At 55.6% G+C, this 24,632-nt stretch carries 25 protein-coding genes and 2 pseudogenes; 15 read left to right on the forward strand and 12 right to left on the reverse strand.

Going from position 1 to position 24,632, the window contains the following annotated elements:
- Window positions 1–12 precede the first annotated feature (12 nt).
- Window positions 13–380 (forward strand): annotated as a pseudogene (locus C2H86_RS28470) (histone-like nucleoid-structuring protein, MvaT/MvaU family).
- Between the two features lie 45 nt (window positions 381–425).
- Here the strand turns inward: C2H86_RS28470 and C2H86_RS28835 are convergent.
- The gene (locus C2H86_RS28835; RefSeq protein WP_430738565.1) at window positions 426–605 is read right to left on the reverse strand and encodes an aldehyde dehydrogenase family protein; all 180 of its coding nucleotides are present in this window, start codon (window positions 603–605) and stop codon (window positions 426–428) included.
- A 204-nt stretch (window positions 606–809) separates the two neighbouring features.
- Here C2H86_RS28835 and C2H86_RS26225 point away from each other — a divergent pair, with 204 nt between their 5' ends.
- Window positions 810–1,484: a hypothetical protein gene (locus C2H86_RS26225; protein WP_163985922.1), complete on the forward strand. Its 675-nt coding sequence runs from the start codon at window positions 810–812 to the stop codon at window positions 1,482–1,484.
- A 209-nt stretch (window positions 1,485–1,693) separates the two neighbouring features.
- Here C2H86_RS26225 and C2H86_RS26230 read toward each other — a convergent pair whose 3' ends face one another.
- Window positions 1,694–1,909 (reverse strand): histidine phosphatase family protein, encoded by a 216-nt coding sequence (locus tag C2H86_RS26230; protein WP_430738566.1) that lies wholly within the window; start codon window positions 1,907–1,909, stop codon window positions 1,694–1,696.
- An 84-nt stretch (window positions 1,910–1,993) separates the two neighbouring features.
- On the opposite strand from C2H86_RS26230, the gene C2H86_RS26235 reads away from it, so the two are divergent.
- Window positions 1,994–2,203, forward strand: coding sequence for a hypothetical protein (locus C2H86_RS26235; protein WP_159410557.1), 210 nt, complete (start codon window positions 1,994–1,996; stop codon window positions 2,201–2,203).
- A 27-nt stretch (window positions 2,204–2,230) separates the two neighbouring features.
- On the opposite strand, the gene C2H86_RS26240 is transcribed toward C2H86_RS26235, so the two are convergent.
- From C2H86_RS26240 to C2H86_RS26245, 3 genes and pseudogenes are all read right to left on the reverse strand, one after another.
- Complete coding sequence (locus tag C2H86_RS26240; protein ID WP_159410558.1) at window positions 2,231–2,686, reverse strand: 3'-5' exoribonuclease; 456 nt, start codon at window positions 2,684–2,686, stop codon at window positions 2,231–2,233.
- 476 nt (window positions 2,687–3,162) lie between these two features.
- A pseudogene (locus tag C2H86_RS28840) lies at window positions 3,163–3,228 on the reverse strand (DUF7693 family protein); the annotation flags it as partial.
- Window positions 3,229–3,551: 323 nt separating this feature from the next.
- The gene (locus tag C2H86_RS26245) at window positions 3,552–4,001 is read right to left on the reverse strand and encodes a hypothetical protein (protein ID WP_159410559.1); all 450 of its coding nucleotides are present in this window, start codon (window positions 3,999–4,001) and stop codon (window positions 3,552–3,554) included.
- 426 nt (window positions 4,002–4,427) lie between these two features.
- Here C2H86_RS26245 and C2H86_RS26250 point away from each other — a divergent pair, with 426 nt between their 5' ends.
- Window positions 4,428–5,063 carry a hypothetical protein gene (locus tag C2H86_RS26250; protein WP_159410560.1) on the forward strand — a complete coding sequence of 212 codons (636 nt, stop codon included), beginning with the start codon at window positions 4,428–4,430 and terminating at the stop codon, window positions 5,061–5,063.
- A gap of 42 nt (window positions 5,064–5,105) precedes the next feature.
- On the opposite strand, the gene C2H86_RS26255 is transcribed toward C2H86_RS26250, so the two are convergent.
- Window positions 5,106–5,651 (reverse strand): hypothetical protein, encoded by a 546-nt coding sequence (locus C2H86_RS26255; RefSeq protein ID WP_159410561.1) that lies wholly within the window; start codon window positions 5,649–5,651, stop codon window positions 5,106–5,108.
- Between the two features lie 206 nt (window positions 5,652–5,857).
- Between C2H86_RS26255 and C2H86_RS26260 the strand changes: the two genes are divergently transcribed.
- The 4 genes from C2H86_RS26260 (at window position 5,858) to C2H86_RS26270 (ending at window position 9,437) form a co-directional block, all read left to right on the forward strand.
- Window positions 5,858–6,067, forward strand: coding sequence for a hypothetical protein (locus C2H86_RS26260; RefSeq protein WP_159410562.1), 210 nt, complete (start codon window positions 5,858–5,860; stop codon window positions 6,065–6,067).
- Between the two features lie 182 nt (window positions 6,068–6,249).
- Window positions 6,250–6,459, forward strand: a complete 210-nt coding sequence (locus C2H86_RS28480) for a hypothetical protein (RefSeq protein ID WP_240349646.1) — start codon at window positions 6,250–6,252, stop codon at window positions 6,457–6,459.
- An 824-nt stretch (window positions 6,460–7,283) separates the two neighbouring features.
- Window positions 7,284–7,724, forward strand: coding sequence for a CBS domain-containing protein (locus C2H86_RS26265; RefSeq protein WP_159413005.1), 441 nt, complete (start codon window positions 7,284–7,286; stop codon window positions 7,722–7,724).
- A 93-nt stretch (window positions 7,725–7,817) separates the two neighbouring features.
- Window positions 7,818–9,437, forward strand: a complete 1,620-nt coding sequence (locus C2H86_RS26270) for a methyl-accepting chemotaxis protein (protein WP_159410563.1) — start codon at window positions 7,818–7,820, stop codon at window positions 9,435–9,437.
- 154 nt (window positions 9,438–9,591) lie between these two features.
- On the opposite strand, the gene C2H86_RS26275 is transcribed toward C2H86_RS26270, so the two are convergent.
- Window positions 9,592–9,828 carry a DUF7693 family protein gene (locus tag C2H86_RS26275; RefSeq protein WP_240349647.1) on the reverse strand — a complete coding sequence of 79 codons (237 nt, stop codon included), beginning with the start codon at window positions 9,826–9,828 and terminating at the stop codon, window positions 9,592–9,594.
- Window positions 9,829–9,984: 156 nt separating this feature from the next.
- Between C2H86_RS26275 and C2H86_RS26280 the strand changes: the two genes are divergently transcribed.
- Both C2H86_RS26280 and C2H86_RS28485 read left to right on the forward strand, forming a co-directional pair.
- The gene (locus tag C2H86_RS26280) at window positions 9,985–10,236 is read left to right on the forward strand and encodes a hypothetical protein (RefSeq protein WP_159410565.1); all 252 of its coding nucleotides are present in this window, start codon (window positions 9,985–9,987) and stop codon (window positions 10,234–10,236) included.
- Window positions 10,237–10,430: 194 nt separating this feature from the next.
- Window positions 10,431–10,748, forward strand: a complete 318-nt coding sequence (locus C2H86_RS28485; protein ID WP_240349648.1) for a hypothetical protein — start codon at window positions 10,431–10,433, stop codon at window positions 10,746–10,748.
- A 206-nt stretch (window positions 10,749–10,954) separates the two neighbouring features.
- Here the strand turns inward: C2H86_RS28485 and C2H86_RS26285 are convergent, their stop codons facing one another.
- On the reverse strand, window positions 10,955–11,173 hold the full coding sequence (locus C2H86_RS26285; protein ID WP_159410566.1) for a hypothetical protein: 219 nt from the start codon (window positions 11,171–11,173) through the stop codon (window positions 10,955–10,957).
- Window positions 11,174–11,485: 312 nt separating this feature from the next.
- Here C2H86_RS26285 and C2H86_RS26290 point away from each other — a divergent pair, with 312 nt between their 5' ends.
- A complete protein-coding gene (locus C2H86_RS26290) occupies window positions 11,486–11,719 on the forward strand; it encodes a hypothetical protein (RefSeq protein ID WP_240349649.1) in 234 nt (77 codons plus the stop codon).
- Between the two features lie 24 nt (window positions 11,720–11,743).
- A complete protein-coding gene (locus tag C2H86_RS26295; RefSeq protein WP_159410568.1) occupies window positions 11,744–12,427 on the forward strand; it encodes a metallophosphoesterase family protein in 684 nt (227 codons plus the stop codon).
- 76 nt (window positions 12,428–12,503) lie between these two features.
- On the opposite strand, the gene C2H86_RS26300 is transcribed toward C2H86_RS26295, so the two are convergent.
- Window positions 12,504–13,436 carry a tyrosine-type recombinase/integrase gene (locus C2H86_RS26300; RefSeq protein WP_240349739.1) on the reverse strand — a complete coding sequence of 311 codons (933 nt, stop codon included), beginning with the start codon at window positions 13,434–13,436 and terminating at the stop codon, window positions 12,504–12,506.
- 214 nt (window positions 13,437–13,650) lie between these two features.
- On the opposite strand from C2H86_RS26300, the gene C2H86_RS26305 reads away from it, so the two are divergent.
- From C2H86_RS26305 to C2H86_RS26315, 3 genes are all read left to right on the forward strand, one after another.
- Window positions 13,651–14,643 carry a DNA-binding protein gene (locus tag C2H86_RS26305; RefSeq protein WP_159410570.1) on the forward strand — a complete coding sequence of 331 codons (993 nt, stop codon included), beginning with the start codon at window positions 13,651–13,653 and terminating at the stop codon, window positions 14,641–14,643.
- A gap of 331 nt (window positions 14,644–14,974) precedes the next feature.
- The gene (locus C2H86_RS26310; protein ID WP_159410571.1) at window positions 14,975–16,696 is read left to right on the forward strand and encodes a hypothetical protein; all 1,722 of its coding nucleotides are present in this window, start codon (window positions 14,975–14,977) and stop codon (window positions 16,694–16,696) included.
- 87 nt (window positions 16,697–16,783) lie between these two features.
- The gene (locus C2H86_RS26315; RefSeq protein ID WP_240349650.1) at window positions 16,784–17,887 is read left to right on the forward strand and encodes a hypothetical protein; all 1,104 of its coding nucleotides are present in this window, start codon (window positions 16,784–16,786) and stop codon (window positions 17,885–17,887) included.
- Window positions 17,888–17,909: 22 nt separating this feature from the next.
- Here the strand turns inward: C2H86_RS26315 and C2H86_RS26320 are convergent, their stop codons facing one another.
- The 3 genes from C2H86_RS26320 to C2H86_RS26330 are packed head-to-tail and all read right to left on the reverse strand — an operon-like array spanning window position 17,910 to window position 24,416.
- On the reverse strand, window positions 17,910–20,276 hold the full coding sequence (locus C2H86_RS26320; protein WP_159410572.1) for an RNaseH domain-containing protein: 2,367 nt from the start codon (window positions 20,274–20,276) through the stop codon (window positions 17,910–17,912).
- Complete coding sequence (locus tag C2H86_RS26325) at window positions 20,254–23,394, reverse strand: hypothetical protein (protein ID WP_159410573.1); 3,141 nt, start codon at window positions 23,392–23,394, stop codon at window positions 20,254–20,256. The genes C2H86_RS26320 and C2H86_RS26325 overlap by 23 nt, the downstream gene beginning before the upstream one ends.
- Window positions 23,382–24,416, reverse strand: a complete 1,035-nt coding sequence (locus C2H86_RS26330) for a hypothetical protein (protein ID WP_159410574.1) — start codon at window positions 24,414–24,416, stop codon at window positions 23,382–23,384. Before C2H86_RS26330 ends, C2H86_RS26325 begins: the two co-directional genes overlap by 13 nt.
- Window positions 24,417–24,632: the final 216 nt, after the last annotated feature.

Raw genomic sequence — 24,632 nt, forward strand, 5'->3', positions numbered from 1 at the left:
GCTTGGGCAGCGATCAGCATAGAATCCTTCCAACACAGAGTTATACAGCAGCTCGCGGCTCAACTCGCAGAGCTTGAAACCTGAAAGGCAGCTCTGAGCTAGTAGTAAGAAATCGAGTTTGAAACCAAACTGCGTGACCTACTGAGTCAGTATGGCTACAGCCTGCGCGACATTCTCAACACGTTGGATCCTCAGTCGCGCCGCCGTGTTTCTACACTGGCAGCATCTGATAAGGCCCCGCACCGTGTACGGCAGGTCAAGCAATACAAGAACCCGCACAACGGCGAGATCATCGAGACCAAGGGCGGCAATCACAAGCTTCTCAAGGAGTGGAGGTTTCAGTATGGTGGGACGTGGTGGAAGGCTGGCTTGCCCAGTAACACACTCCACTTATGGTTTGCTAAAGCCCCCTGATGGGGGCTTTTCTATGCTGATGCTTCTAGGTGTTCGCAGGTACGGGGGCTGAACTGAGTGAGTGAAATGCATACCTGGCCTGTCTTGTGAAACGTGGAGAGGCCTGCGGTACTCACAGCGAAATTGACGGCAGCGTCTTTGGCGACGATCACCGGTGCGTGACCACCTAGCTCCATGGTCACTCGATTCATGTGGGCGCCGGCAAGTGCCGCGAGAGCTTGCCCGCAGGTGTAGATCCGGTGAAGGCAACTTTGCGGATGACTGGCTAAGCGATCATGTGTGAGGAGATCTGCTGCGGGTCACCGTAGATGAGTCCCAGTACGCTAAAAGGCAGTCCAGCGTCGATGAAGACTTGAATGAATGCAGCAGGTGAGGCCGGAGTTTCCTCGGGGGTCATGACCAAGAATGAAAGCCCGCAAGGGTCGACTCCTGTTGGGGCCAGTAGCTGGTTCACGGCATATGATGATAGAAGCATGGAGTGGAAACATTCACTGAAAGGAGAAAATCTTCTCTCTTGGACAATGCCCGATGGAATTTACCGGCTGAGATCTAAGTTTCGGTATCTCTGCGTTTCTAAGGCAGGAAAAATCGGCTGGGTAAGAGTCAATAAAACTATCTACTCATTCATTGAGAATGAGGTTGAGTATCCTATAGGGCGCATCCACTCTCAGCCAAGCTGGCAAGTCACCATTGATGCGAAAAACTCCGAGCCTAGAAGAGGGTTTTCTGATTCTAATTTGCTTGTAAGAGTTGCTAAGGGTGGGCGAGTGCTATGCCGAATCTTCATGAGGTATGATGTTGATCAGCTAACTGCATACCCTCCGGTGGCGCCTTACTCAAAAACTAAAAATAAGGCGTCTGCAAACTCTACTCGCGATGCTATTTTCTGGATTGAGAGTAATTTGCATGAGTTCGAAAATGATGTAAAAAAACTGATTACGACTCCGTTTAAGTTTGAGCAAAATTTGACAGGCGTTCGGGCTGAGAAATTTTTTGGTCGTGGTGGTACGTCTCTTCAATTGCAGTTGGTAGATATTGGGCAGGGGTTCGCACTACATGTACTGAAATGATAGAAAATTGCCGGCGACCGACCCTACACAACTTGTAGCCAGATTCTCAGCTGGGGCACGCCAGCCCGTTAGGGTCGAAGGCTTCGGGATAGAAGCCCACTAGAGCTGAAACTTGGCGCGGCCAGGGTTTGGTTCACGACAGCCTTTCTCGAGGAGCCAAGCTCAGAGCAGTAACGATGTGAAGCACAATAGACTAAGAGGCAGGGCGGTCACCAAGACGGCTGCGGGATAGAGAGCCATTGTGGCCAGCGCGGTTGTTTGGGCGCGCATGAACGGAGATTCCAGGGGCGCGGGGTGATTAACTGAGCGACCATATGGGCTTGCTCCAGCCCTGTTGCCGTCAAAGGGGGGCTCGCGTGATCCCAAGTAGGTTTACCTGCATTAGCGTCGCTTTCGCCGTGACGTATCAGCCTGACGTTCTTCATGGACTATGCTTTGGCTCACGTTGCTTGGATTGTGCCATGCTGGCATGGCAGCGAGTGGGATAGCCATGCTAGATGGGAGAAACCGTGAAGAAAGATCTGAGCAAGGTGCTGATGCCTGACCACCCTCTGTACACCGAGACTGTAGAAGCGCTCAAGCTGTACCACCAAGCCCAGGCTGATGGTGTAGGTGGAGCGGAGCTGGAACGTCTTCGGTTGATGGCTGAGCATCGCTTTCAAGCCGTCACTGATTACCAGCTTCAAGCCCTTGGCGGCCCTGCCGAGCAAGCCCATTAGCAACTGGTCTTCCGAGCTGGTCGACCTCTAGCTACGAGTTGGACTGGAGAACATGCCGGCGATGATCCTAGCATCAAGAAGAGCATGATGCGGCAGCTCTTCCCCATCGTTTATCGGAGACAGTGTGCTCGCATCTGTTGGACGATTCCGAACGTTTTGAGGCCAACGCCCAGCGTCGTAAGCGAGCTCGCAAAACAGCTCCCAGTCGTACTCGGGTGCATCTGTAACGATCTCGAGCTCAGTTTCGAAGGAAGCGAGGAAAGTGAGCAGCGCAGTCCTGGCCTCCATGATTGGCAGGGCGTGCTCACCGTGCCAAAGCTGAGGAAGTACGATTTCCTTTACGAACTCACTGCAGTCCTCCACTCGCCAGGAGTCGAGCAGTTCGACGTAAAATTCCCGGCCATCTTGGCTGACCAGAGCCAAGGAGATCAGCTTGGCCTGCTCGCTAAGCTCGGTGAACTCGGTATCCAAAAAGAGCCTCATACTTTTGAATCTCCTGCATGCCTAGCAAACGCCTACCCGACCGAAATTCTCATAGGAAAGCAGGGCGTCCCCTTCCTCAGTAAACATGGACAGTGTCCAGCGCTCGTGCTTTATGGCCGACACCAAAACGAAGAAGCAGGGCTCACATAGGTGAAGTTTATAGGCCTCGCCTGCATGCTGAGAGTCTTTCCCCCAAGCGGCGCTGAGTAGGCCATGCTCGCCGGTTGGGTAACACGATTGGCCGCAGCGGTCGCAGATAATGTTATCGACCTCGTCGGTGCTGATTTGGGCTGTGTGTGTCATGGCTCGTATGTTCGCATGCGTCTGTGAGAGATGACTTGAAGCATGTTGATGGATACTCCGAAAGGCAAGCGGAGCGCGCCGGCGTGACGGATGGAAGCCCGAAGGGTCGAGACGTCGCAAAACGATGGTTCGGTTCACGACAGCCGGGCCTGGTAGGGCACGCCATCAGCGCTCTACAAGGCTTTCAACATGCGCTCGAGTCGCTGATGCTCCCACGTAGATAACAGAGCAATCGGATCTGTTCGATCACCTGAACCAAAATCCCAACGCTGCCCTTCTGGGCTTACAGCTTGCTAGCAGTAATCCAGATCATCGCAGTCGTTGGGATTTCACTTGTTCGATGCAAATTCAGAGAGTGATGAGTAGGCGGAGCTGTACGCGTTCGAGCAGTGGGAGCCAGAACCTCCCGGAACCGCCTCAGATGCCGAATAAAGTCAACCATCGGACAGCGCTAAGACGACTTCCGTCAAAACTGAGCCGTAGGGGGATGCCCGGCAGACGCAAACAACCAGGCTAAAACTTTGGCTGGCCTCATTCGCTCTGACCTCTGTGAATCAGACCTTCAAGGCGCTGGGGAAATCAGTCCAAGCTCGTTCAGTGCTTTGATACCTTCAACGTCCACTACTCGAGCGATATCCGACGGCGTCCATGACGAAATCTCGTTTTTGAAGATTTCGCTTGATCGGAAAGGCATGGTTGATACGGCCTCGAGCTTACCCACCCTTACGTTTTGGAAGCGGTCGAAGTCGTCGACGAGCAGGAAATAGCAATTGCTATACGAAGAGAACAAGATCTGTGCCGAAGCGCGAAGGTGCAGGTGCTCCCTTAGAAGGGCTAGAGCGAAACCTGGGCCACGTACAGCTTCAACAGCGATGACCATTCGATTCGGGCACAGCGGCAGCTCATAAGCTGCGCCGTCTTGTAATGCGCGCGATGGGCGCGGCTCACCAGTATCGGTTTCATTCACCTGAGTCATGCTCGACCCAGAATCATTGAACTGAGTTTTTTCCATGTTTCACCATATCCTGCAGGCGCAAGGGGGCGCTTTCTGACTACTGATCAGGGTATACGTGGCCCTGCTGACTGACAACGGGCGCTAGAAGCGCGTCACTGAAATCGCCAGTCGCCGAAAGGGCTGATATCCACCAATGAATGCCTGGGTTGGATGGATAGGCGGTGAAGAGCAATATGGAAGGGGTAGCGCCACCAAGATGATCATTGGGAATACCGGTCAAGAATTGGGTATTGCGAGGGAGGGGAGCTCGTGGGCGCCAATCACTTTGTGCACCTAGGCACTCGCTCCTCAGTGAGGATGAAAGGGCGGCGCCGGGCAGCAGAGGGAGAGATGCGTGATGGCCTTTTGCTTTGATGGCTATGTCACTAGAATCCCCAGCAGCTCTGTGTGAGTTGCACGGAGCGTTAACGCAAGGAAGTCGATATGCAATTTGTACAAGCCATTGGCCTTGCCTTGGCATTGAGCCTTGGTGGATGCGCGAGTTTTACCAAGGATGAAGTGGCGCCGGTAGATCTGCCCTCGATGGCCAGTTACTCGATCAAGCCCAATGTCTATGTGGACTTCGATTATTACCAGGGGGCACCCGGCAACACCCAGGCAAACGAGGTACCGCAGGCTCGCGACATGCTCAAACCCGAGCTCAAACGTGCTTTGAACGAGTCGGGGCTGTTTGGGCGCGTTACCTTTGACGAGTTCGAAAAGCAGCCAGGTGACTACAGCCTACGACTGAAGGTCTACAACCATCCGCCCGGCGGTGGCCAAATGGTATTGGCGTTCATTAGCGGTTTTACGTTCACGATCATTCCAGCCCTGGCTACCGATCAGTTCACTATGAGCCTGGAAACCTTGGACGATCGTGGCCAGTCGTTGGGCAAGGACACTAACCATGATGCGGTCAACACTTGGCTCGGGATCTGGTTCCTGCCTCTTGTCGGCAACACTCCTAAGGCTGCGGTTACAGATACTTTCACCCGTCAGGTCAACGCGCTCCTGAAGAACTGGGTCGACAGCAACCGTATGAAGTACTCCGCGATTGAAACCCAGCAATCGCGGGGCTGAGATGAATAGCAAAAGGGCCGCAGCAGTCGCGGCTCTTTTTTTTCACTTCAATGCTTGTACGAACTGCGGGTCACTGTAGAGGCTTTTGAGCAGCTCTTGCACCATCGGGTTGTAGTTGTTCGCAGCAGCCGGGATGGCAATCGCTCCGATGAAGCTGCTGTCCCAATTACGCTGCACATCTTTGGTGGTTTCATATACCACTTGTCCTGCCTTGCGCAGCGTGAAACGGGCCGCCAATTCTCCATGACCATTCGCTACGCCGGAATCGAGCTGGCTTTTGACCAGTTGTACCTGCAGCTGCCGGTCAGCCCGTGGATCAAGCAGGCCAGCGTGGCGAAGTTCGTCGTTGATGGCTGCTTGGATGTGCAGGGGGACGCTGCCTGCAGGTGACGAGATGGAATTCATGCGCACCGACAGAGAGTCTTGACCGGCATCTGCATTCACTTGCGCTTCGCGAACAGGTTGTAACGGTGCATTCTGCTTGAGTTGCTGCACATTTTTGAAATTGGGTTCATATCGGGCCATTGTCACTCCGCAGCCTTGTAGCAGCAGTGCGCAGAGCGGGAGCGCCAGGTAGAGCTTCTTCACAGCAGATCCTTGCATGAGTGGTTGGAGCGGGATTATCGGTAGATAGCGTTTCGCCATCAAGCGGTATAGTTCGTTTTCATGCAAAGGGTACAGATGTGCTCCTGGGCGCAAAACATAGGAGCTTTTGTCTGATGACACCTGACGGTCATTGATTGGAACGGAATCACTTACACCTGGATGCAAACAAGGTCGCTGGCGGAGGTTTGATGAAGAGAACACTGTTGGGCATCACAGAAGCGGGCGAGCCTTTGCTGAAGCAAGCGCTTGAGGCGATCCGTGCATACAACGACGCAATGGCCGAGGGCCGACCCGACGCGGAACTTGAGCGCCTTCGTATCGAGGCGGATCACCTCTACCACACCGTGATCGACTACCAATCTTGCAAAGCTGGCACCTTGGGTGACTCGACTCATTAGTGCGGGCGATCATGTGAATGTTTCTACGCAGACCAGAAGCAAAGGCAGCGATAACCCTGTGATGGTCGTCACGAATCGCTAAACTGTTACCCAGATGATCCCGGTGATCCGAGCGTTGAAAGCAGCAGGCCATAGGCATCGACAATTAGCTATCTAGGCTTTAAGGCATTGGAGTAACCACAATGGTGAAGGATCTCAACAGCGTTCTGCTTCCTGACCATCCGATGTACGCCGATGCTGTGGAAGCTATGAAACGTTATCACGAGGCACAAGCTGGGGGTGTCAGCGACGCGGAGCTCCAGCGTCTGCGGTTGTTGGCTGAACACAGGTTCCAGGCAGTCAATGACTACCAGTTGCGCGTACTTGGCGGCCCATCCGAGACTAGCCACTAGTAAAAGCTGCTAAACGCTATAGCGCTTGAGCCCAGTGGTGCCGCTTGGAAAAGCAGACCGTTCTAGCCACGAACGATTTGGAGGAGGCAGAAAGTGAGTGATAGCAAGCGGAGCGCCGGCGTGACGGATGGAAGCCCGAAGGGCCGAGACGTCGCAAGGCGATGGCTCGGTTCACGACAGCCGGGCCTGGTAGGGCACGCCCTCTTGGAAATGGCATGCGTCAACCTGCTCCCAGCACTGATTTTCGACCTTGGTCATTCTCCGTCGCTCGAACACGACTTCTTCTAGTACCTGGCAGACCTCGCGAGTAGTGAGGACGCTTGGGGAAGTGTTGTCGCAGTCGTCTAGTCGAGCGATCAATCCAACCAGGAGATGCACTGTTGTAAAGCGCTGTGCATAACAACATGCACCAGTCGGAAGCGGAGTGATGGACTTCACACCCATTAGCCTTAAGCTCATCGATTTGCTTATTTGAGTAGCTCGCCCTCTCTGCGTGGCCGCTCACGCCACAGCAACTCGAGTGGAGCGCAGTCGCCTTGATATCCATCTATAGATCGGGGCCTGATCTCCTGCACGACGAGATGTCTTTGCTGCCAGCTGGCACAAAGGCTGCAAGACCTCCATTAGGTTTACCTACCACGTTTTCTCTGGACACGTTCTCGGTCAACGATGATCGATGTGTCGAGCAGACCACGAACAACGTTGGTGCTCACTCAGGTATATCTGGCTTTAACACTGCAAAAGAACAGGCAAAGGCGCTTGGAACCGAATGGTTCAAGCGCCTTTTTTTGCGTTTTTTATCCGTAATAGCATTGGAGCCGTTCATGAAAACAGCCGCACAATTGCTGAAACTGAAGGTCTTGCAAAACCAGCAGGTACATAGCATCGCGCCAGATCAGATGGTGTATGAAGCGCTGAAGATGATGGCGGAAAAAAATGTAGGTGCTTTACCCGTGATCGAGGAAGGGCAGGTGGTCGGAGTTATCAGCGAACGCGACTACGCCCGTAAAGTTGTTCTACACGGGCGATCTTCGGTCGGTACGCCGGTCAGGGCCATTATGAGTGCACCAGTCGTAACGGCAGACAGTCTTCAGAGTATTGAGCACTGCATGGAAGTCATGACCGAAAGACATCTGCGCCATTTACCAGTGGTGGAAGGTGATCAGCTCATTGGCCTCTTATCAATCGGTGATCTGGTGAAAGAGGCCATCGTCGAGCAGGCTGACCTAATCCGGCAATTGGAACACTATATTCGCGGGCACTAAGCGACCGAGAGTGCTTCGGATGTAGAGCTCATGGGCCTTGTTGGTATGAAAGGTGATACCCAACGGTCGGAAATTTTTCAGGGAGCTTTTGATATGGCCAAGTTAACCACGGCACGACGTATTGTTATCGGTTTTGCAATTGCGCCGATGGTTCTGATTGGCCTGACTTTTTATGCGTTGCACGATCTGGCAACGCTGAAAGACCAGGCAATGGTGATCGTTAAACAGGACTGGCCGAAAATTGATCCGATCATGGTCATCGCTACAGGTGTGCGAGACAACGCTAGGAACACGAGGGATTTGCTGATCGACAAGGAGAATCAGCAAGCGCAACAAGCCATTGAGGCCACTAAAAAGCGAATCAGCAAAGCACTCGAAATGCTTGAGCCGTTGCTCGATTCTCCGGATGGCAAGGCTGCCTACGCTGCCCTGAAACAGAACCGCGAGGCATACGTCTCGGCGTTCACCCAGGTGCAGGTGTTGATCAGGCAGGGGGCTTTTGATGACGCGATGACACAGTTAAAACAGCGCGTTGTCCCAGCCGAACAGCAGGTTTATAAAAGCTTGGATTCCTTGATAGCGCTACAAGGGCAGATCTTCGCCGATCGCGAAAAGTCGGCACAGACGCTGTACAACGATGCCCAACTGAACATGTTGGGATTACTCGCGTTTTGCCTGACCTCTGTCATCGTCGCTGCGGTCATAGTGACGCGCAGTGTCACCCGACCTTTGGGTGGCGAGCCCAATGATGCTGCACGGGTACTGAGCCAAATCGCGCAGGGTGATCTGACGATTCAGGTGCCATTGAATGCAAGTACTGACGACAGCGTGATGATGAACATGCACCAGATGCAGCAAAGCTTGAATGCGATGGTGAAACACATCGCGGCGTCGGCCCAACGGGTGGCAAGCTCTTCCGAAGAACTCACCGCGGTAAGTGGCCAGACCCGCAGCAGTCTGCAGCTGCAGGGGCTGGAGATCGAGCAGGCTGCGGCGGCGGTCAATCAAATGACGGCGGCTGTCGATGAGGTCGCACGCAATGCGGTCAGTACCAGTGAAGCGTCAAGGGTGTCCGAGCAAACTGCCCTATTCGGCCGTGAGCAAGTCCGGGAAACGGTGTCTTCTATTAGCACGCTGGCGGAAGGCATGACGGATACCTCGGAGCGTATCCAGCAATTGGCCAAAGGTGTGCAAGAAATCAGCTCGGTACTTGACGTTATTCGTAGCATTGCTGAGCAAACCAATTTGTTGGCCCTCAACGCGGCGATCGAAGCAGCTCGTGCCGGCGACGCCGGACGCGGTTTCGCGGTGGTCGCGGATGAGGTACGGGCTTTGGCCCATCGTACTCAAATGTCGACTCAGGAAATCGAACAGATGATAGGCAATATTCGGCTCGATACAGTGCAGGCTGTTAACGCCATGCAGAGCAGCAGTCATCTGGTGCAGTCGACCCTGGAAGTCGCGCAACGCTCCGGCGATGCGCTGGACGAAATCGCCCGTTCAATCTCGCAGATCAACGAGCGCAATCTGCTGATCGCGAGCGCCACGGAGGAGCAGGCCCTAGTGGCGCGTGAGGTAGATCGAAATTTGGTCGGGATCCGTGACGTGTCCGAACAAGTCTTGGTGGGAGGGCAGCAAAGCCAGGCAGCAAGTTTGGAATTGGCGCAGATGGCAGGAGCCCTGCTTGAAACGGTAGCTCGCTTCAGAGTTTGAGCTCGGTGGTCGAGGCGACGAGGGCACTACGATGGTGTTGACTGCAAGCTGAGCGCGTATCCGTGAAGGAGGGACGCCTATGCGTCGAGACGTCGGCGCACGACGATGGCTCGATTCACGACAGTCGGGCCCGGCAGGGCGCGCCCTCATCGCTTTACAGGGCTTTCAACATCCGCTCCAAGGTTTGATGCTCCCACGTTGATAGCAGTGCAACCGGATCTGTCCGATCGCCTGAATCGAAGTCCCAGCGCTTTCCCTCCGGGCTCACACACCGCTCGCAGTAGTCCAGTTCATCACAGTCGTTGTAGATCGTGATCCGCCATCCCTCTACATCCACTTCGAAATGGCAGGCGTACACCTGCTCCCAAGACTGAATGCCGACCTTGGTCATTGTCCGCCGTCCGAGCACTACCTCTCGTAACACCTGGCAGACCTCTCGAGTAGTCAGCGTGCTTGGAGAGGAGTCACTGCAGTCGTCTAGAGTCATACGCATCTTCCTTCGCTCATCCGATCGAGGATATTCCCTTTCACACAAAGGAGCGACGTGATGGCTTCAATCGACGAAAGCTTGGATGAGGCTCGCATCATTGAAAGGGCCCTCCTGCGCATCAAAGCCATCGGCTTAGCCAAGGGTGTAGACGAAGTCACGTACCGCTTTGGCCTTGCTACTGGTTACATCGCTGCAGCTCTAGACTGCGGAGTCTTGAGCAACGATCAGTGGGAGCGGCTTCTGATCCTTGCGGAAGAGACCCAGGAATCACATCCACGCTCGAACGGTAGCTCGGGGAGGTTTGACTGATAGGCTGAATTTCCTGTGGAGTACAAATGTGCTCTTTTGTTCTACAGCCAATTATTAGACAGACCCCTAGACAGAATGCTGATGGCCGGGAGCCTTGGGTCGTGCAACCTGAGTCCGCTCTGACAGAAGGGAAAATTCTGCAGTCCCTGCAGTGTCTTGGTTATCTGTGACGTATCAGCCGTGAGATCCGCGATATGCATCCAACGACACCAGACGGTCGCTATTTCGTAGTCAAAGGTCAGCCCTGGCGCTGTAGCAATCCCTCGCTCTCTGATGAAGAGCGTCAGCATCTGGTGGACGCACTGAGGGAGGCGCGGCGAGCCGTTAAAGAAGCGAAGGCATCGGATGATGCAGATCAGATGCGAACCGCAAGAGCAGAAGTAGAACAGGCGAAAAGGGCACTAGGGGAGAGGGGCCCGGTGTGGTGGGGCGACGGCAGTCCGGACTACAACCGCTATAGGGCAATCAACACGCCTTACGCTGAGTGGTACCGCTCATTGTCCGAGCCATAGAGACCATAGGCGCATGGGGCAGATTTTGGCCAGTCACACAAAGGCACTAATGTGGCAACTGAATCAGCCCATTTACTTTCTGGAAGGGCACTAGCGATCGAGCATGGTGGGGCAATAGCCGGCCTTCAGCCGAATTTTCGATGGTTAATGCTCCATCGGCACACTTTCGTCTCTGTAGTGCATCGGTTATTCGGGCAGGAGCCCGCCTATGGCTTTACGCTCGCCGCTACCAATTCTGCTATGCCTTCCCGAACGGCATCGATATTGTCGTCCAAGGTGGCAAGCGCCCCATTGACGTTGTCCACAACCGTGGCTGCGCCTCTATCACCAACCCATTTGGCTAGCTCTTCGACGGCGGCGCGCAACGCATCCTGGTTATGGCTGAGGCGCTCAAGGACTTCAGCAGCTGTCCGTAGCTCTTTCATGATTAGCGTGTCCTAGTGAGGTTGGAAGCAAACCTTGTATCACGGCCTCCGTTAGTAAAGCTGGCCGCAACAAGCGGAGCGCGTAGGCGTGACGGATGGACGCCCGGAGGGCCGAGACCACGGCGCACGCCGGGGGCTTGGTTCACGACAGCCGGCTCCGAAAGGGCACGCCCTCGCTATCTGAACAACAGCATCAGTAACCCCCGCAGGGCTACGTGCCACTGTAAGCTCATGCAGAGCTATAGACTCGTTCAGATCTGTCGCTGGTTAATGACCCATTTTAAGGAGCAACACCTGGTGTTCAGGACGTTGATGGAGTTGATCTATGTGGTGAGCGTGGCTTTCACTGTACTCGCGCTCGTTTTCATACCGTGCGCGATCCTGAGCCTCGGAATGCTGCTCGTACTCGGTATCGACGACAGGTTTGTAGAGCCCGTTGTGACTTACATTGCATTCCCAGAGGCTGTTGTGATCAGTGGCTATTTGCTGGTTCGCTACAGGAGGCAAATCACTGAAATCATCGAGTCGATCACCCCGTGGTGGTGACGTAGGAATGCGTGGGGGAAACGAGTGATTTGGTTTCTGGGCGACGTACATGGGCGTTTTGACCATGTGATCAGGCTGGTGAAGCTCCATCGCCCCGAGGCAGTGGTCTTCCTGGGTGACCTTGAATGCAGCTTACCCCTGGACATGATCCTGCGCCCGATCCTGGATACCACTGAGATCTGGTTCATTCACGGCAACCATGACTCTGATCGTCCAGCCTATTGGCATAACCTGCATAGCTGCGGCCTCGCTGAACGCAGCCTGCATGGCCGTGTAGTGGAGATTGCTGGCCATCGCATAGCGGGACTGGGTGGCACATTCGAGTCCCAAGTTTGGCTACCAGGTAACCCTGATACCGGCATCCAAAATTACCGGGAATTTCTCGAGCGTCTGGCGCTCAGGCCGCAGCACACAGACATACTCGCGACGAAAAGACAGCACGCGCTTTCTGCAATTTACCCGGATGACTACTTCACGCTCGCGATGGTTAGGGCCGACATTCTGGTCTGCCACGAGGCTCCCAGCTGCCATCCTCACGGTTTCTCAGAGATCGATGAACTAGCCCAGGCAATGGGCGCAAAAATGGTCGTGCATGGGCATCATCATGATTGCCTGAATTACCGGTCTGACTGGCCAAAGCTTGGTTTTGAGGCTCATGGTGTGGCGTTTAGATCCATCATGGCCATCGATGGTTCGGTCATCAGCTGAGGTGAAGTGTCTGCGGACTGCTGCAAGTCGCTTGGTCATTGCTATCGACGTTTCGGACTCGAAGAGACTGGTTGACTCATTCCTCCAGCTTTCTGATGAGCCCACCAAACTGCTGAGCCGGCTCGACATAGCGAAGGGCAGATTTCATGTCGCTCCAGCCCACGTACTCCATGAGTGTCTTGATGTCCCATCCTGAGCTCGCTGCCCAGGTAGCAAACCCTCGCCGGATCGAGTGAGCACTGTAGATCTCGGAGGGCAAGCCACACCTATTCAAGGTGTCGCGGAGGAGAGGAATAAGGCTGTGGGCTGCGATCGGGCGATCGCTGATATTGCCCCAGCGATCAATCCCCCTGAACACGCCGCCACGAGTGAGGCCAGCAGCTTCGATCCAGTTCAGGTACGCCTCGACCGGGCACAGTTTGCTCAGTGATGGTGTCTTGTACTCACGGCCAGTGTTGTGTCGGTCTCCTTTGGAAGACCCTAGATAGAACCTGATCCCGACGTATCGCTCCGCATGCGTATTCTCGATCGTGAGCCTAGCCAGTTCGTCCCCGCGGAATCCCCTCCAAAAGCCAATGGTGAGCAAAGCGATGTCGCGGGTCGCCTTGAGTAGAGCCGCCATGTTGCCGGCAGCTCTTGCCTGAACAACCTCATCCTCCAGGTGCGCCACTGCTTTTTCCAGATGCAATAACGCCAGAGGAGCTGCTTGCTTCTGCTGCACGGGGTGTACCGCCCGGATGCCCTTCAGCAACTGCCTGACCTTGGGGGCTTTTGTGGGGTCGGGGAAGCCGTTGCTTTGGTGCCAGTTCGCCAGCGCAGCTAGACGTTGCTTCAGCGTGCTCAGCGCCAGCTGGTCGGCGTACTCCGCGATATAGCGGACAACGGACTCAGTGGTGGTGGGCAGGAAACCGCCCCAGGTGACTTCGTAGTGGGAGAGGGCGGCCGCATAGCTCTTCGACGTGTTCTGACGAACGCTCGCCTCCAAGTACCTATCTGCCTTGTTGATCATATCAACCACGTCATTTCCCCGTTTTCAGCCTTCGGTGGCTAGCCTTGGCCATTTGTACCGCCTTTCAGGCGATTTTACCCTCGTTCTAAGGGCTGGCAAGCCATAACTCTTGATTATGTCTTGCCAAAATTCTAGGTAGAAAATGGTTTAACACGTGATAAAGTGGCACGTAATTACATGAAACGTAAAACAGTACGAAATCGTAGGAGGGATCATGGCTAGAGGCGGTATTAACCTGGCGCTTGTGCGCAAAGCTCGTGAAGCGCTGATTGCCCGAGGCCAGAATCCAAGCATTGACGCGATTCGTATAGAACTTGGAAATACCGGCTCAAAGACGACAATTCAGCGCTATTTGAAGGAAATAGAGACTCATGACCCTCGGCCATCCGCTTCTCCTTCGAGGCTAAGCGATGAGCTGACTGAGCTAGTGGGCAAAATGCTGGAGCGTTTGCTGGAGGAAGGGAGCGAGGCGCTGGCGCATGAACGTGCCTCCTTTGATCTTGAGCGCCAGGCGATGAAGCAGGAGGTGGATACACTTCAACGTCAGCTAGACCAGGCGAAAGACCAGATCGCCACGCTGCAGTCAGCTATGCAAGCGCAGGATGAAGAGCTCAAAACGACTCATTCCTCACTGCAGACCGAGCTCACACGCAACGCCAGGCTCAGCCAGAGCTGCACTGATTTAGAGGTGCGGGTTCAAGAAAAGGACGGGCAGATTCAGTCCTTGGAGCAAAAGCATGCGCATGCCCGGGAGGCCCTCGAACACTATCGTGCTTCGGTCAAGGAGCAGCGAGACCAGGATCTGAGCCGCCATGAGTCCCAGACCTATCAAATGCAGCAGGAGCTGACCGTCCTTCAGCAAACGCTCATGGTCAAACAGGAGGAAATCTCCCGATTGATCCGGGATAACGAGCGGTTCATTGCCGAGAGTCGCCAACAGACCAAAGAGAACTCGCACCATCGCGAGGCCCTCGAACGTCTGCGGGGTGACCTAGGCATTGCTAATGCCGCTACTGCCCGTGCGGAAGGTGCCAAGGAACTGCTCGCTAGCCAGTTGGAAGCCAAATCTAAAGAGGCCGGCGACGCTCAGTCGGAGGTTGCAGCCGCGAAGCTGAGGGAGGAGGGTCTGGTACATAAGCTCGCCAGAGCAGAAGCAGAACTTGCAGCGCTGGGTTCATTGAGCGAAGCGGATGGCTCACAGGCTTAGTACTGATAGCCTTCAACCAGTAGTACATTGTGGAGTACATTTGTACTCGTTCGAGGATTCGTAGCTCGCGATTCGAGCCTGGTGGTACCCGTGCGAAACCAGCGCCAGCCATATCCTCAAATTTCAGGCGTACGAGTACCTGAAAATCGCCACCGCAGGTGCCATCTGCACAAAAATTTTTAGAGTGTTGGGTTGTATTTGCAAGCAAAGCGAAGGTGGCGGCGAAGCCGCCAAAAAGGCGATCCCCCTAGCCGTAAGTGCTGGACGGGATCAATGCAAAGCCGATCATCAGTGCGGCTGACGACCTAAAACCGAACATACAGGAGTTCCCGTGCTACAGGCTGCAACTGGCAAGCTCTTCAGCAATCGCGATAACCCACGTACCCAGGATCTCAAAGGGGTGATCTACACGAACCTGAATCTCGGGGCTGTTGAGCGAGTCAGCACCAGGATCGGGAGCCTGATCAACCTGGATACTTCTCACACTCCGGCCGCGCTGGGGTATGAAATGACCGAGTACATGGAGGCGGCTGAGCCGGAGCCTGGGGTTCTGGTTTCGCGCACCATGGGTGCTTACATTGACGACTTTGCTGACGTGGCGTCCTTCAGCCTGCAGGTGATTTGCTCGCCTGACGTTCACGTTGCTGAACGCCTGCTACGCCAGCGTCCCCGACCAGGGGAACGGCAGCCCAGTGAGCGCATGGCACGCTTCTATGACGCATCCGTGATGGTCACTCAGTCCGAGATCCAGGCTTTCGAAAAGTTAGCCGAGCAACTGATCGGGTTGCAGCGCAGCACATACCTTGCGGCCATCCAGGCCATCAGAACGTACGTGGCCGCTGTTCACAGGATGAGCGATGACCTCAACCTAGCCTACACGTTGCTGGTGATGTGCATTGAATCTCTGGCTCAGAAGTTTGATGGCCACGAACCAGCCTGGGCGGATATTCCTGAACCGAAGAGGACGGGGATCGATGCGGCTCTGGATGGTGCGGATGAAGCGTGCGCGAATGCAGTCAGGGCCGCGGTGCTGGAAGTGATCCACCCACGCCTTAGCTATCGATTTGTCCAATTCATACTCGCCTACTTGCCGGCGGATTATTTTACCGCTCAAGCCGATGCTCAGGCACATCCGATCGGGCGCCGTGACCTAGAGGCAGCGCTCCAGAATCTCTATGGGGTGCGCTCAAGCTATGTTCACACGCTCAAACCGTTGACCAAGGAATTTCTGCACTTCGCCAGCCACCATGAAACCTGCGAGGATGATGGCAAGCTCACCTTCACCTTCCAGGGGCTGTTTCGACTCGTCAGGGCGGTAATCATCGAGTTCGTTCGAAAGGCAGATAAGATCGAGCACGAGCCATGTAACTACGAGTGGGATAATCCTCACCTTCTGAGGATCAGACTCGACCCGTCGATGTGGATGTACAACCCTGCAGGCTTGAATAGCCAGACGCCCAGGCGCTTCTTCCAAGGGGTGGTCGAGCTGTTGGATCAGTGCCTGCTTGAGTACCCCGACCGCAAGCTCCACCGACCTGCCCAAGTGATCGGCGCCGGCTTCAGTATCCTGTCGCAAATGAGCGAACCTCAGAGGGTTTCGTTCTTAGCGTTCTGGTATCTCTCCAACGTCTATCTAGGGCACGAACCAGGTCAGAGGTTCCATACGGACAAAGAGCTGGAGCTGCTGAACAAGCCCAGCGTCGAATCCCTGATTGCGCAAGCAGTCCTCGGTTGCGATACGGAATGGACACCGGCAGACCATCAGACTCAGCTAGATCGCTATTACGCGCAGCGCTACAAGCCCACTGGCATCAAGGTACCTGCAAACGTGGAGACGTGCATGGAACTGGCAATGGCTGAACGCTACAGGCTGGCAGGTGACTCGACTTCGGCTATCTCAGCGTTGGCGTCCGCGGCCGAGAACTGCCCGCATCTCAAACACCTGCGTACATTGTCGGCTGGGTATGACCCTGACACTCCCATCGCGTGGCTTTCGATCATCTACCCACGCACCACAGGGCCGCGGGCAACCCTCGAATGCAATGGTTTGTGACGGGCCATTACTGCAGCTGTTGATTTGCTCTCCTGCAACCCCCACAGGGGATCGTAAAGGGTCATTGGTAAAGTCCTGCTAGTAGCCATGGCGCTGAAGCAGTACGACCATCCGAGCATTGAGCTAGCAGTTGCAACCATTTTCAGAACAGCCATGGAGAACACGATGGGTAACCTGCCCAGTGGCCGAAAAGAGCTGCAAGTGACAGTCTGCAATCCCTTCATTCCCCCTACAGAGTATCGCCAGGGAATGGCGCTTGCCGTGGAAGGGATCGGAGCGCATCTAAGCCAGCGCGAATTTGAGGCTCTTGTGTACAAAAAGCTGCGGCTGGAAGACCCAGCACCCGCGGAGTATCAATACCTCCAGGCTGCAGTCGAGCTGACCGTGTGTGCTCATTTCGCCCATTTTTTTCCAAGTGATTTCACCTACGAAGACAAGGTGGTTCGACCTCGTGATGTTGACTGCTCCTTCCGTAGTGAAGGCTTTAAGTTCAACGTGGAGGTGAAATGCGCTGACTATACGACCAAGCATGAGATCGACTCGGCAAACCAGTTCATTATTCGGTCGATAGGTCGGTTGCCGGACTACGACGATGCAACCGCACAGCTTCAAGAGACCTTTGCGAGCGGAGGAAAAATACTGGCGAAGGGGCTTCATATGGACAATAAGCTGAAAGACTACTTGTATGATGCCAATGGGAAATTCCCGGACAGGGCAGACGACACCCAGTACAACGTACTCGTCGTTGGATGCGATGACCCTTGGGACATGCGGCAGTGGGAAGGCTACCTCACGGGCACACAAGGTCTGTTCACCGAAACCCCCTTCGCGGATGCATCACGTTATGACAACGTCGATCTAGTTGTCCTGACCAACCTCTACCATCGTCATAAATCGGTCGAGCAGAAGGACAAGCTGACGGGACACTGGGAGTTTTCCAACGCCTTTTGCCTTCTCTATGAAAATCCCAGATCCAAGAAGTCCAGATCGATGCTTTATGCATTTTCCAGGACGCTGCGTTTCTACAACAACGAAGTCATTGAGCATAAGATGGAGGGTGATGCACCTGATCATCTCTCAGAGCGATTAGCCATCACACATTATGTCGGTCAGGTGCTATGGCCAAGCGGGCACTTCACCTTTCAACCCAAGTCAGGCAGACCACGCAAAGCCGGAAACGAGGCTGGCTAGCGTGGCATCTCGATCGGCAATATCAATACCGGCCTTTCCTCAGTTTCTCAGCCACCGGATGATCCTCTGCAATCTGCCGGGCCGCATGAAGCGGGGAGGGAAGCCGCAGGAAACCATCCCACAGCGGCGCATTCTTGCACCAGTATCCCGCCTGCAGCGCCAACTGATCTTTGTTTGCAAAATCCCCTTCCTGAATCATCACAAACTCGGTCACCCCGAGCTGCAGCCACGAATCCTTGAGCTGTGACTGTGTGACGTCATAGCGGGTGTGCTTTCGGTGAGAGCGCACCTTGTGGAAGGTCTTGGAATACGACGTGAAGTAGTACACCAGCTCTTGGTGTTCAGCCTGGTGCACGCCAATACGATTGCCTATGAACATGGGCGCCAGCGGCGAAAGGGAGTGGACGCCTGTCATTTGAGCCGTTTGATGATCAGACCGCGTGCGGATCAACCAGGCGTTTTTCGGTACCGGTGGTAAGCCATGGCCGGCGCCGTCATTCATGCCTGGGTACAGGCGCTTAGCGCCGGCGTTGATATAAACAATCAGCGGGCTGTCAGCCACTGGGGTCGGGGCCAGGAGCGCCTGCCTGATCAGCAGCTTCGTAGCCTCCCCATCCAGAAGTTTTGGGTTCGCATGAATGGCGCAGAGGCCTTCACTGTAACTTCTCCACTGGCCCGGTTGACCTCCGGCTCCATCCACGTAGACCTGCATCTCGCTTGTGTTGACCACAGCGCGCGTGATGACGGGCAGGTACACACTCAGTTTGCTGAGGTAATCGACGTAGATCGAAACCACGGTCGTATCAGCCGGGATGCCTGCTGTGCGCTCTAGAGGGATCGGTACATAGCCGGTACCGCGGATGGCATCGATCAGGCTGTTGATGCCTGGGTAATCCTCTGCCTTGTCGGATTCCTCAGCGTTCGCCTTGGCCTTACGCAGTCGGCTTTTAAGCCCTGCGGCAATACCCTTGGAGGAGGCAGCCCCTTCAGCCTGCGGCGGAAGGTGGAAGATGAACTGCGTGGTGACCCTATGCTTAGCGCAGAGCGCTCGCAAGACATGTTTCGGATCGTTGTCGTCTTTCGTGGCCACCTCGGGCGTAGTCTCGATGATCGCAGCGTCCGGCATCCAGGCGGTCAGCCGCGGCAGCAGTTCATCGATAAACCAATTTTGGATGTCGGCCGAACTCGTTTTGGTGGTCAGTATGCGCTGCGCATCCTTGCACTGGATCTGTTGGAGCAGGACTTGAGGCTTAGGCTTGTCCCTAAACACGTGGGAGACTGATTCCAGATGGGTGTACGCCGTGTTAATGCGCATCATGATGTCTGTATGCGCGGTTACCACCGCGAGGCGGATAGGCCGCGCTGGCGCATAAGAGACGTTGTCTCGCAGGGCGATCAGCCGACCGACATACCGGGTCAGCATGGGCTTGGCGGAGGCTACGGTTTTCTGGACGTGGAAGCTTGCTTGGTCGAGGATGACCGTTCCGACGCCACTGCCAATGGGTGAGCCAATTGGCGTGTGGGTGTGAATAGGCCTGAGGGGCCCCGACAGAGACACTTCATTGCCACCCAATGCCGGCAGGCTGCCTTCTCCCATGTGCTGGATGAGCTCCGCGGCGGGGCTGGAGTAGACCGTCTGATATTGGCCCTCGCCAATACGTATCGTGTGGATCTGAAACTTGGAAATTCCGTAGTCAGTCTTGAGCCAGGTCGAGTGTGTGGTATGGCGCCACTCGGGCAGAATGTGGCTCAGATGCACCGTCACGGATGCGTACTGACTGGGCACCTTGTGCAGCAACAAGAGGTTCGTCGACATTGAGTGCATGGCCACGGCCTTGCGATCGCCTCGGGCGTAGAGCAACGGGCTGTCCCAGGCGACCAATGAACCGTCGCTGCACACCGTGAGGTTCAACAGGACAGAAGAGTCCATCGGCTTGGTCGATAACTGATGGGCCAGCATCCAGGGGACGACTTTGTAGGCCAAAGTCGACTGTCGTGGGTCGCGCATGACGTCGGACGCATGAAGCGGCATGGCGAGATCGGGTATCAGCGCATGAACGAAGTCCTGTTGGCCAGGCGGTGTGTTGCGCAGGATATGCTGAGCCCATACGTTGATTGCCCGGTTCAGTTTGCTGGAGTCGAGCGCCTTCAGGGACACTATGGCTGGCGCGTCTTTGCTTTTGAGCAGTTGCGCGTTGACCCAGACAGGGCCGCCTGACAAGTAGCTGAGGATCTCTTCCAGTGACTCAGTGGGCAGATATGGCTTGCCGAAGTGGTCGGTGAGTAGCGCCCATGCATTCAAGAATTCACTTGAAGCATGGTACTGCGTGACGGGAGGGAGCTCGTCCGGATCAAATCGGAACAGGTTAGTCCTCAGGGAAATCGTCATCAGGTAGCCCCTCAGTCTCTTGTGAGCCTGCAGGTGTTTGCGGGCCCGAAGTCTCGATGTACAGCGTCATAGCTTCCACCAGCCCCGCGTGGTGCGTGGAAAACTCGCTCCAGTGGCCATCCTGCTTGAGCTTGTAAATGGTGCGTTCCAACAGCATCGCCCAAGTGTAGCGACTGTCGAAGAACGCCGCGTCGGCCAGGTAGCAGGTGACGGGAGTGCCTCCACGCCGGGCACGCCCAACCAGCTGGGTAAGCGTGACCAGGACGTTCATGATGGTGAAGAACCGGATGGCTTTGCGTTGGCTGTAAAAGTAGGGCGGTGCCAGTCGGATACCGTTGAGTATGCGGTTTGCCATGGCGCGCTCTGCCAGCAGCGCAAGGCCTGGACTCGCTGACGCCAGCACACTCTCGCCAACGCTGTAGCAAAGGTGCGCGAGGTTGTTGCCGGGCTGGTCTGAAGAAGGCAATGGTCGCACACACACCACCACACCCCCCAATGCCGACTTGCCGTCGGCGGTCACGATGTTGTGACCCCGCGCCATCGGATAGATCGAGCTGACCATCAGTTGCACATTCGCGTTGGGGCCGTCGGCGAATTCGACGAGATCGTCGTAGGTGAGCCGGTTCGCAAGCGGTAAGCGCTCTTGTCGATCGGTTTTCTTGCCGCCCCTGATCCATGCGACCTTGCGCTGCCCTGCAGAAATTTCATGGAGGGTTGATGCGAGCTGTTCTGCCTCAGCGTCACTTCCTGTGACAAGTAGCAACCGTGCTCGATGGCAGGTGTTGGCGTCCTGTTCCAGGGCCGCCAAGCGGCTGGTGAGCCAAGGCCAGAGCTCATAGGCCAGATCCCTTACGTTGAGCAGGCGAGAATCCAGAGGGGCGCCTGAAACGTGCACGGAGACATTCACATTTTCAAAGCGAATATTCCCCTTGGCGTCCGGAACGTCGATCAGTGTCTTGGCGTTCAAATCGAAGCAGCTGGCGCCAGGGAAGAACGCCGTGGCGCTGAAGCCAATGAACGTGCGATTCACACCAGCATGGATCTTGGACGTCAGGTTCGGCAGATACTGAAGTGTCCGATGCGGATCCCCGGACATAGCCACGACCTGAAGCGACCAGGTGTCCCGCCCCTCCAACTTACGTTTGAAACCGTAGACAACGCGTTGCAGCGGCCCAAGTGGCGTCGGACTGAAGGGCGCCGAGCCCGAAAGATCCTGCTGCACCCTCAACGCCGCGGCTACCTTCGCACGAGCAAGCATGGGGACATCTGAATAGAGGGTACGAAGGCTGGTCTCAATGAAGTGCAAACCCGTCCTGATGACCAATGACGACTTGAGCTTTTCGAGTTTATCGTCGTTCAGCTTCCTCCCTAGCTGTTTACGTGCCGCCAAGGTGCGAAGCAGATCACCAATGTTGACGACCACCTCCATTGGGCTTGGCAGCGCGTCATTGTGTGAGAAGGCTTGCAAGAGTTCCTGCAGCGGCGCCAGATGGGGAGGAATTCTCTGATCGCCGTAGCCGCAGACACCATCGAGCACCGATGGGTCGACGCCAAGGTAATCAGCGATCATCTGATCTTCCGCACGCTCCCACACGGTTTCGCGGTCTGGCCATTTCAGGTGCTTCAAGGCCAACTGGAGCAGCCGTGTCGTATGCAGGATTACCGCATTGCAGCCCCGCTGGGCACGATACAGGGTCGGGGCATCGACATCTGGAATGCTGTCCCGCCCAAAAATCTCCATGTGCAGTTCAGCCAGGCTGCTGTGCTCGATGTGGTTGCTCAACGGCAGCTCAAACACGCTGGTGTCGATGGCACTCAGTAGAAGGCCATCGATCTCATCGACCATGAACAGTGAGGCCGTTTTGAGCAGCAGCTCCAGTAGACTTCTTGATTCACCACCCCCACCTTCGACAGCGATACGGGTGGTACCGGAAATCAGAGCATGGTGATTGACGACGACGATGTCCGCTGCCAAAGCTTGTTCGAGCATCGTGCGCTTGCCGCACTGGTTTAAAAACGGACAGCTGCGTATGCGTTTAAACGTCTCACGCCCTCGGCGCTCACCCGGGATCTGCAGATTGAAGCAGGGCTCTTCATCCCGAGGACTTACGCTCTCGTCTGTTGCGCAGGCATCGAGGAGGCACCGATAGTCGTAGGGGTGATCCTCTCGGCCACGTGCCAGGTAAAAATCTCCCGCTTTAGCAATCCGGCGCTGGGAGTGCAGCGGGGCAATCTTCAGGTGGGGGGCGACGATACGCACCGAACGTTTCAGAGCCTCAACCATGTTGCGCACGTCAGTCAGGTTGGGAACCGCAATAACGACCCGATGCCCTTGCAAGGCGGAATGGATGCCCATCAACCCCATGACGACAGTTTTCCCTGTTCCTGTCGGCGCATTGACCCGGTAGAAATTTCCCGCATTTGCCTCTACGCGCTCTTCATTTCGCACGATTGAGTTCAAGGAGCTTCGATGGCTCTGGTGCAGATGGTTGATCGGGTCGCGTCCCGCTTGATCGAGCGCACTGGCCAACTCATGCAGCGAAGCCTTCTCCCAGGCAAACTTCGGCACGTCCAAGGCTTCAACCAGGGGAAGAGGGGTGTCATTTAGCACCAGTCGCGAGCGCTGGACTTTGGGAATGACGAACGTGCGATACCCATCGGACTGTGTTTCTCGAAGAATAATCTGTCCGTCCACGGGCCATTTCGTACATGAAGCTGCAGTTGACTCCACCTTGATAGCGCAGAGTTTCTCTTCGATCAGGCCGTCCAGGTCGAAGCCTTCCTGGAAACAGTAAACGTCGGTTTCGGTCAGGGGTGGCGGGACTTCTTGGCTAGCTAGGAGATCAGCACCCGCTGCCCGAAACGGCGAACCAGCACCGAAGATAATCCGCCGCGCCTCGTCCAGAAATCGCCCAGTCTGGTTCAAGTCGACAGGGCGGTACTTGATGAGCGTGATGATCTGCTCGCGTGCCACCTCAGAAGCGCTTTCCCAACCGATCCACAGATGAGGACGTCCTACCAGAAAGACTTCAGCGTCAGCGAGGGTCGGCTCCTTGCTGATGTGCTTGATGGCCAGCCCAAGCGCCAGGGCGGTTGCACTTTCAGTTAACGTTGACATAGCTCTTTCACCCACTGCAGGCACTGGGATTCAGACTTGATCTGCTTAGGGCTGCACTGCTCATTTAACGAATCGGAGTGCTGCCGTTGGTAGTCCGGAATGATGTAGATAGCCCCAGTGGATGGGGTATCTACCAGGTGAAGGCCCAGATTTCGAGGCGAATTCCAAACCTTGGCATCCAGCGAGTAGGTTCGATCATTGACCGTGAAGCGCAGGTCAGCCTGGTCGACGTCGGGCCACAGCTCAGCAGAAATCCCTAGCCGAGCAATGCCATCGCGCAAGCGCATCTCCAGCAGCCCCGGAATCAAGGTAAATGTCCACAATGCGGGGACTAGCCGGTACTTGTTCTTGGCAGTGACGGGGTGAATGACCTTCGAGGTTCTGACGCTCACCAGGTCGTCAGCCATCCACTGGAAAATTCCGACGGTTTGTTCACACCACTGCGCGCCGCAGGACACTGCCCGGTGCTGAATCTCCATCGGCCACCCACATCCCGGACACAGGTAGATACAACCCGAGCGGATCAGATGCTGAGGTATCGGTTCGTACAGCGAGTTGAAGCTGACTTGAAGCGGGATCAAGAAGTCCAGGCTACTGTCAGCGTCTACGACCCCATGCTCGATCAAAAACATCCGGAACAGCCGGTATTCATCATCGCCATGGGGTCGCGTCCGGCAGAGGTCGCGAACCTTCTTCACGATTTGCTGGATACGCTCCCAGCCCAAGCGAGGGTTGGTCTCCAGCGCGATCGCGCTGCACAGCATGGTGGGTTCATCGGCGAACTGCAGAGCGCCCTCGTATCCTTGCCTGAGACGACTGTCCAGCCATTGCTCAAGCGGCAGGCTGAGGCAGGAGAGCAGATTTGCGATCGTGCGGGGAGGGGAACCGGGCTCCAGCCACCAGAGCAGGGCGCTGGCCTGGCGCATGAGGTCATGCCGCTCGGCAAATTGGCGGGCATCAAGCTGCGCTGCCTCTACGATCAGGCCGAGCAAGCGCTGGGCGTCGCTATCCACTGAGTCCATAAGCCCCCCTTTACTTGGAAGCATGTGTCTCTGCGGAGCATCGTGCTCTGCACGTCTTACCACCGGATCAAGCAGGCTGGTTCAATAAATCGATTATCGCAAGACAACCGGTCGGATCGCGCCGTGCTCGCTGGCGTCGGCGTCCAGCTGAAAGCCCCATGCAGCCTATTCTACTGTTCCGTTGGGCCTTCCTGTTTGGGGCGCCACGTTCCGATC

This window comes from Pseudomonas putida, assembly GCF_009883635.2.
Taxonomy (GTDB): Bacteria; Pseudomonadota; Gammaproteobacteria; order Pseudomonadales; family Pseudomonadaceae; genus Aquipseudomonas; species Aquipseudomonas putida_W.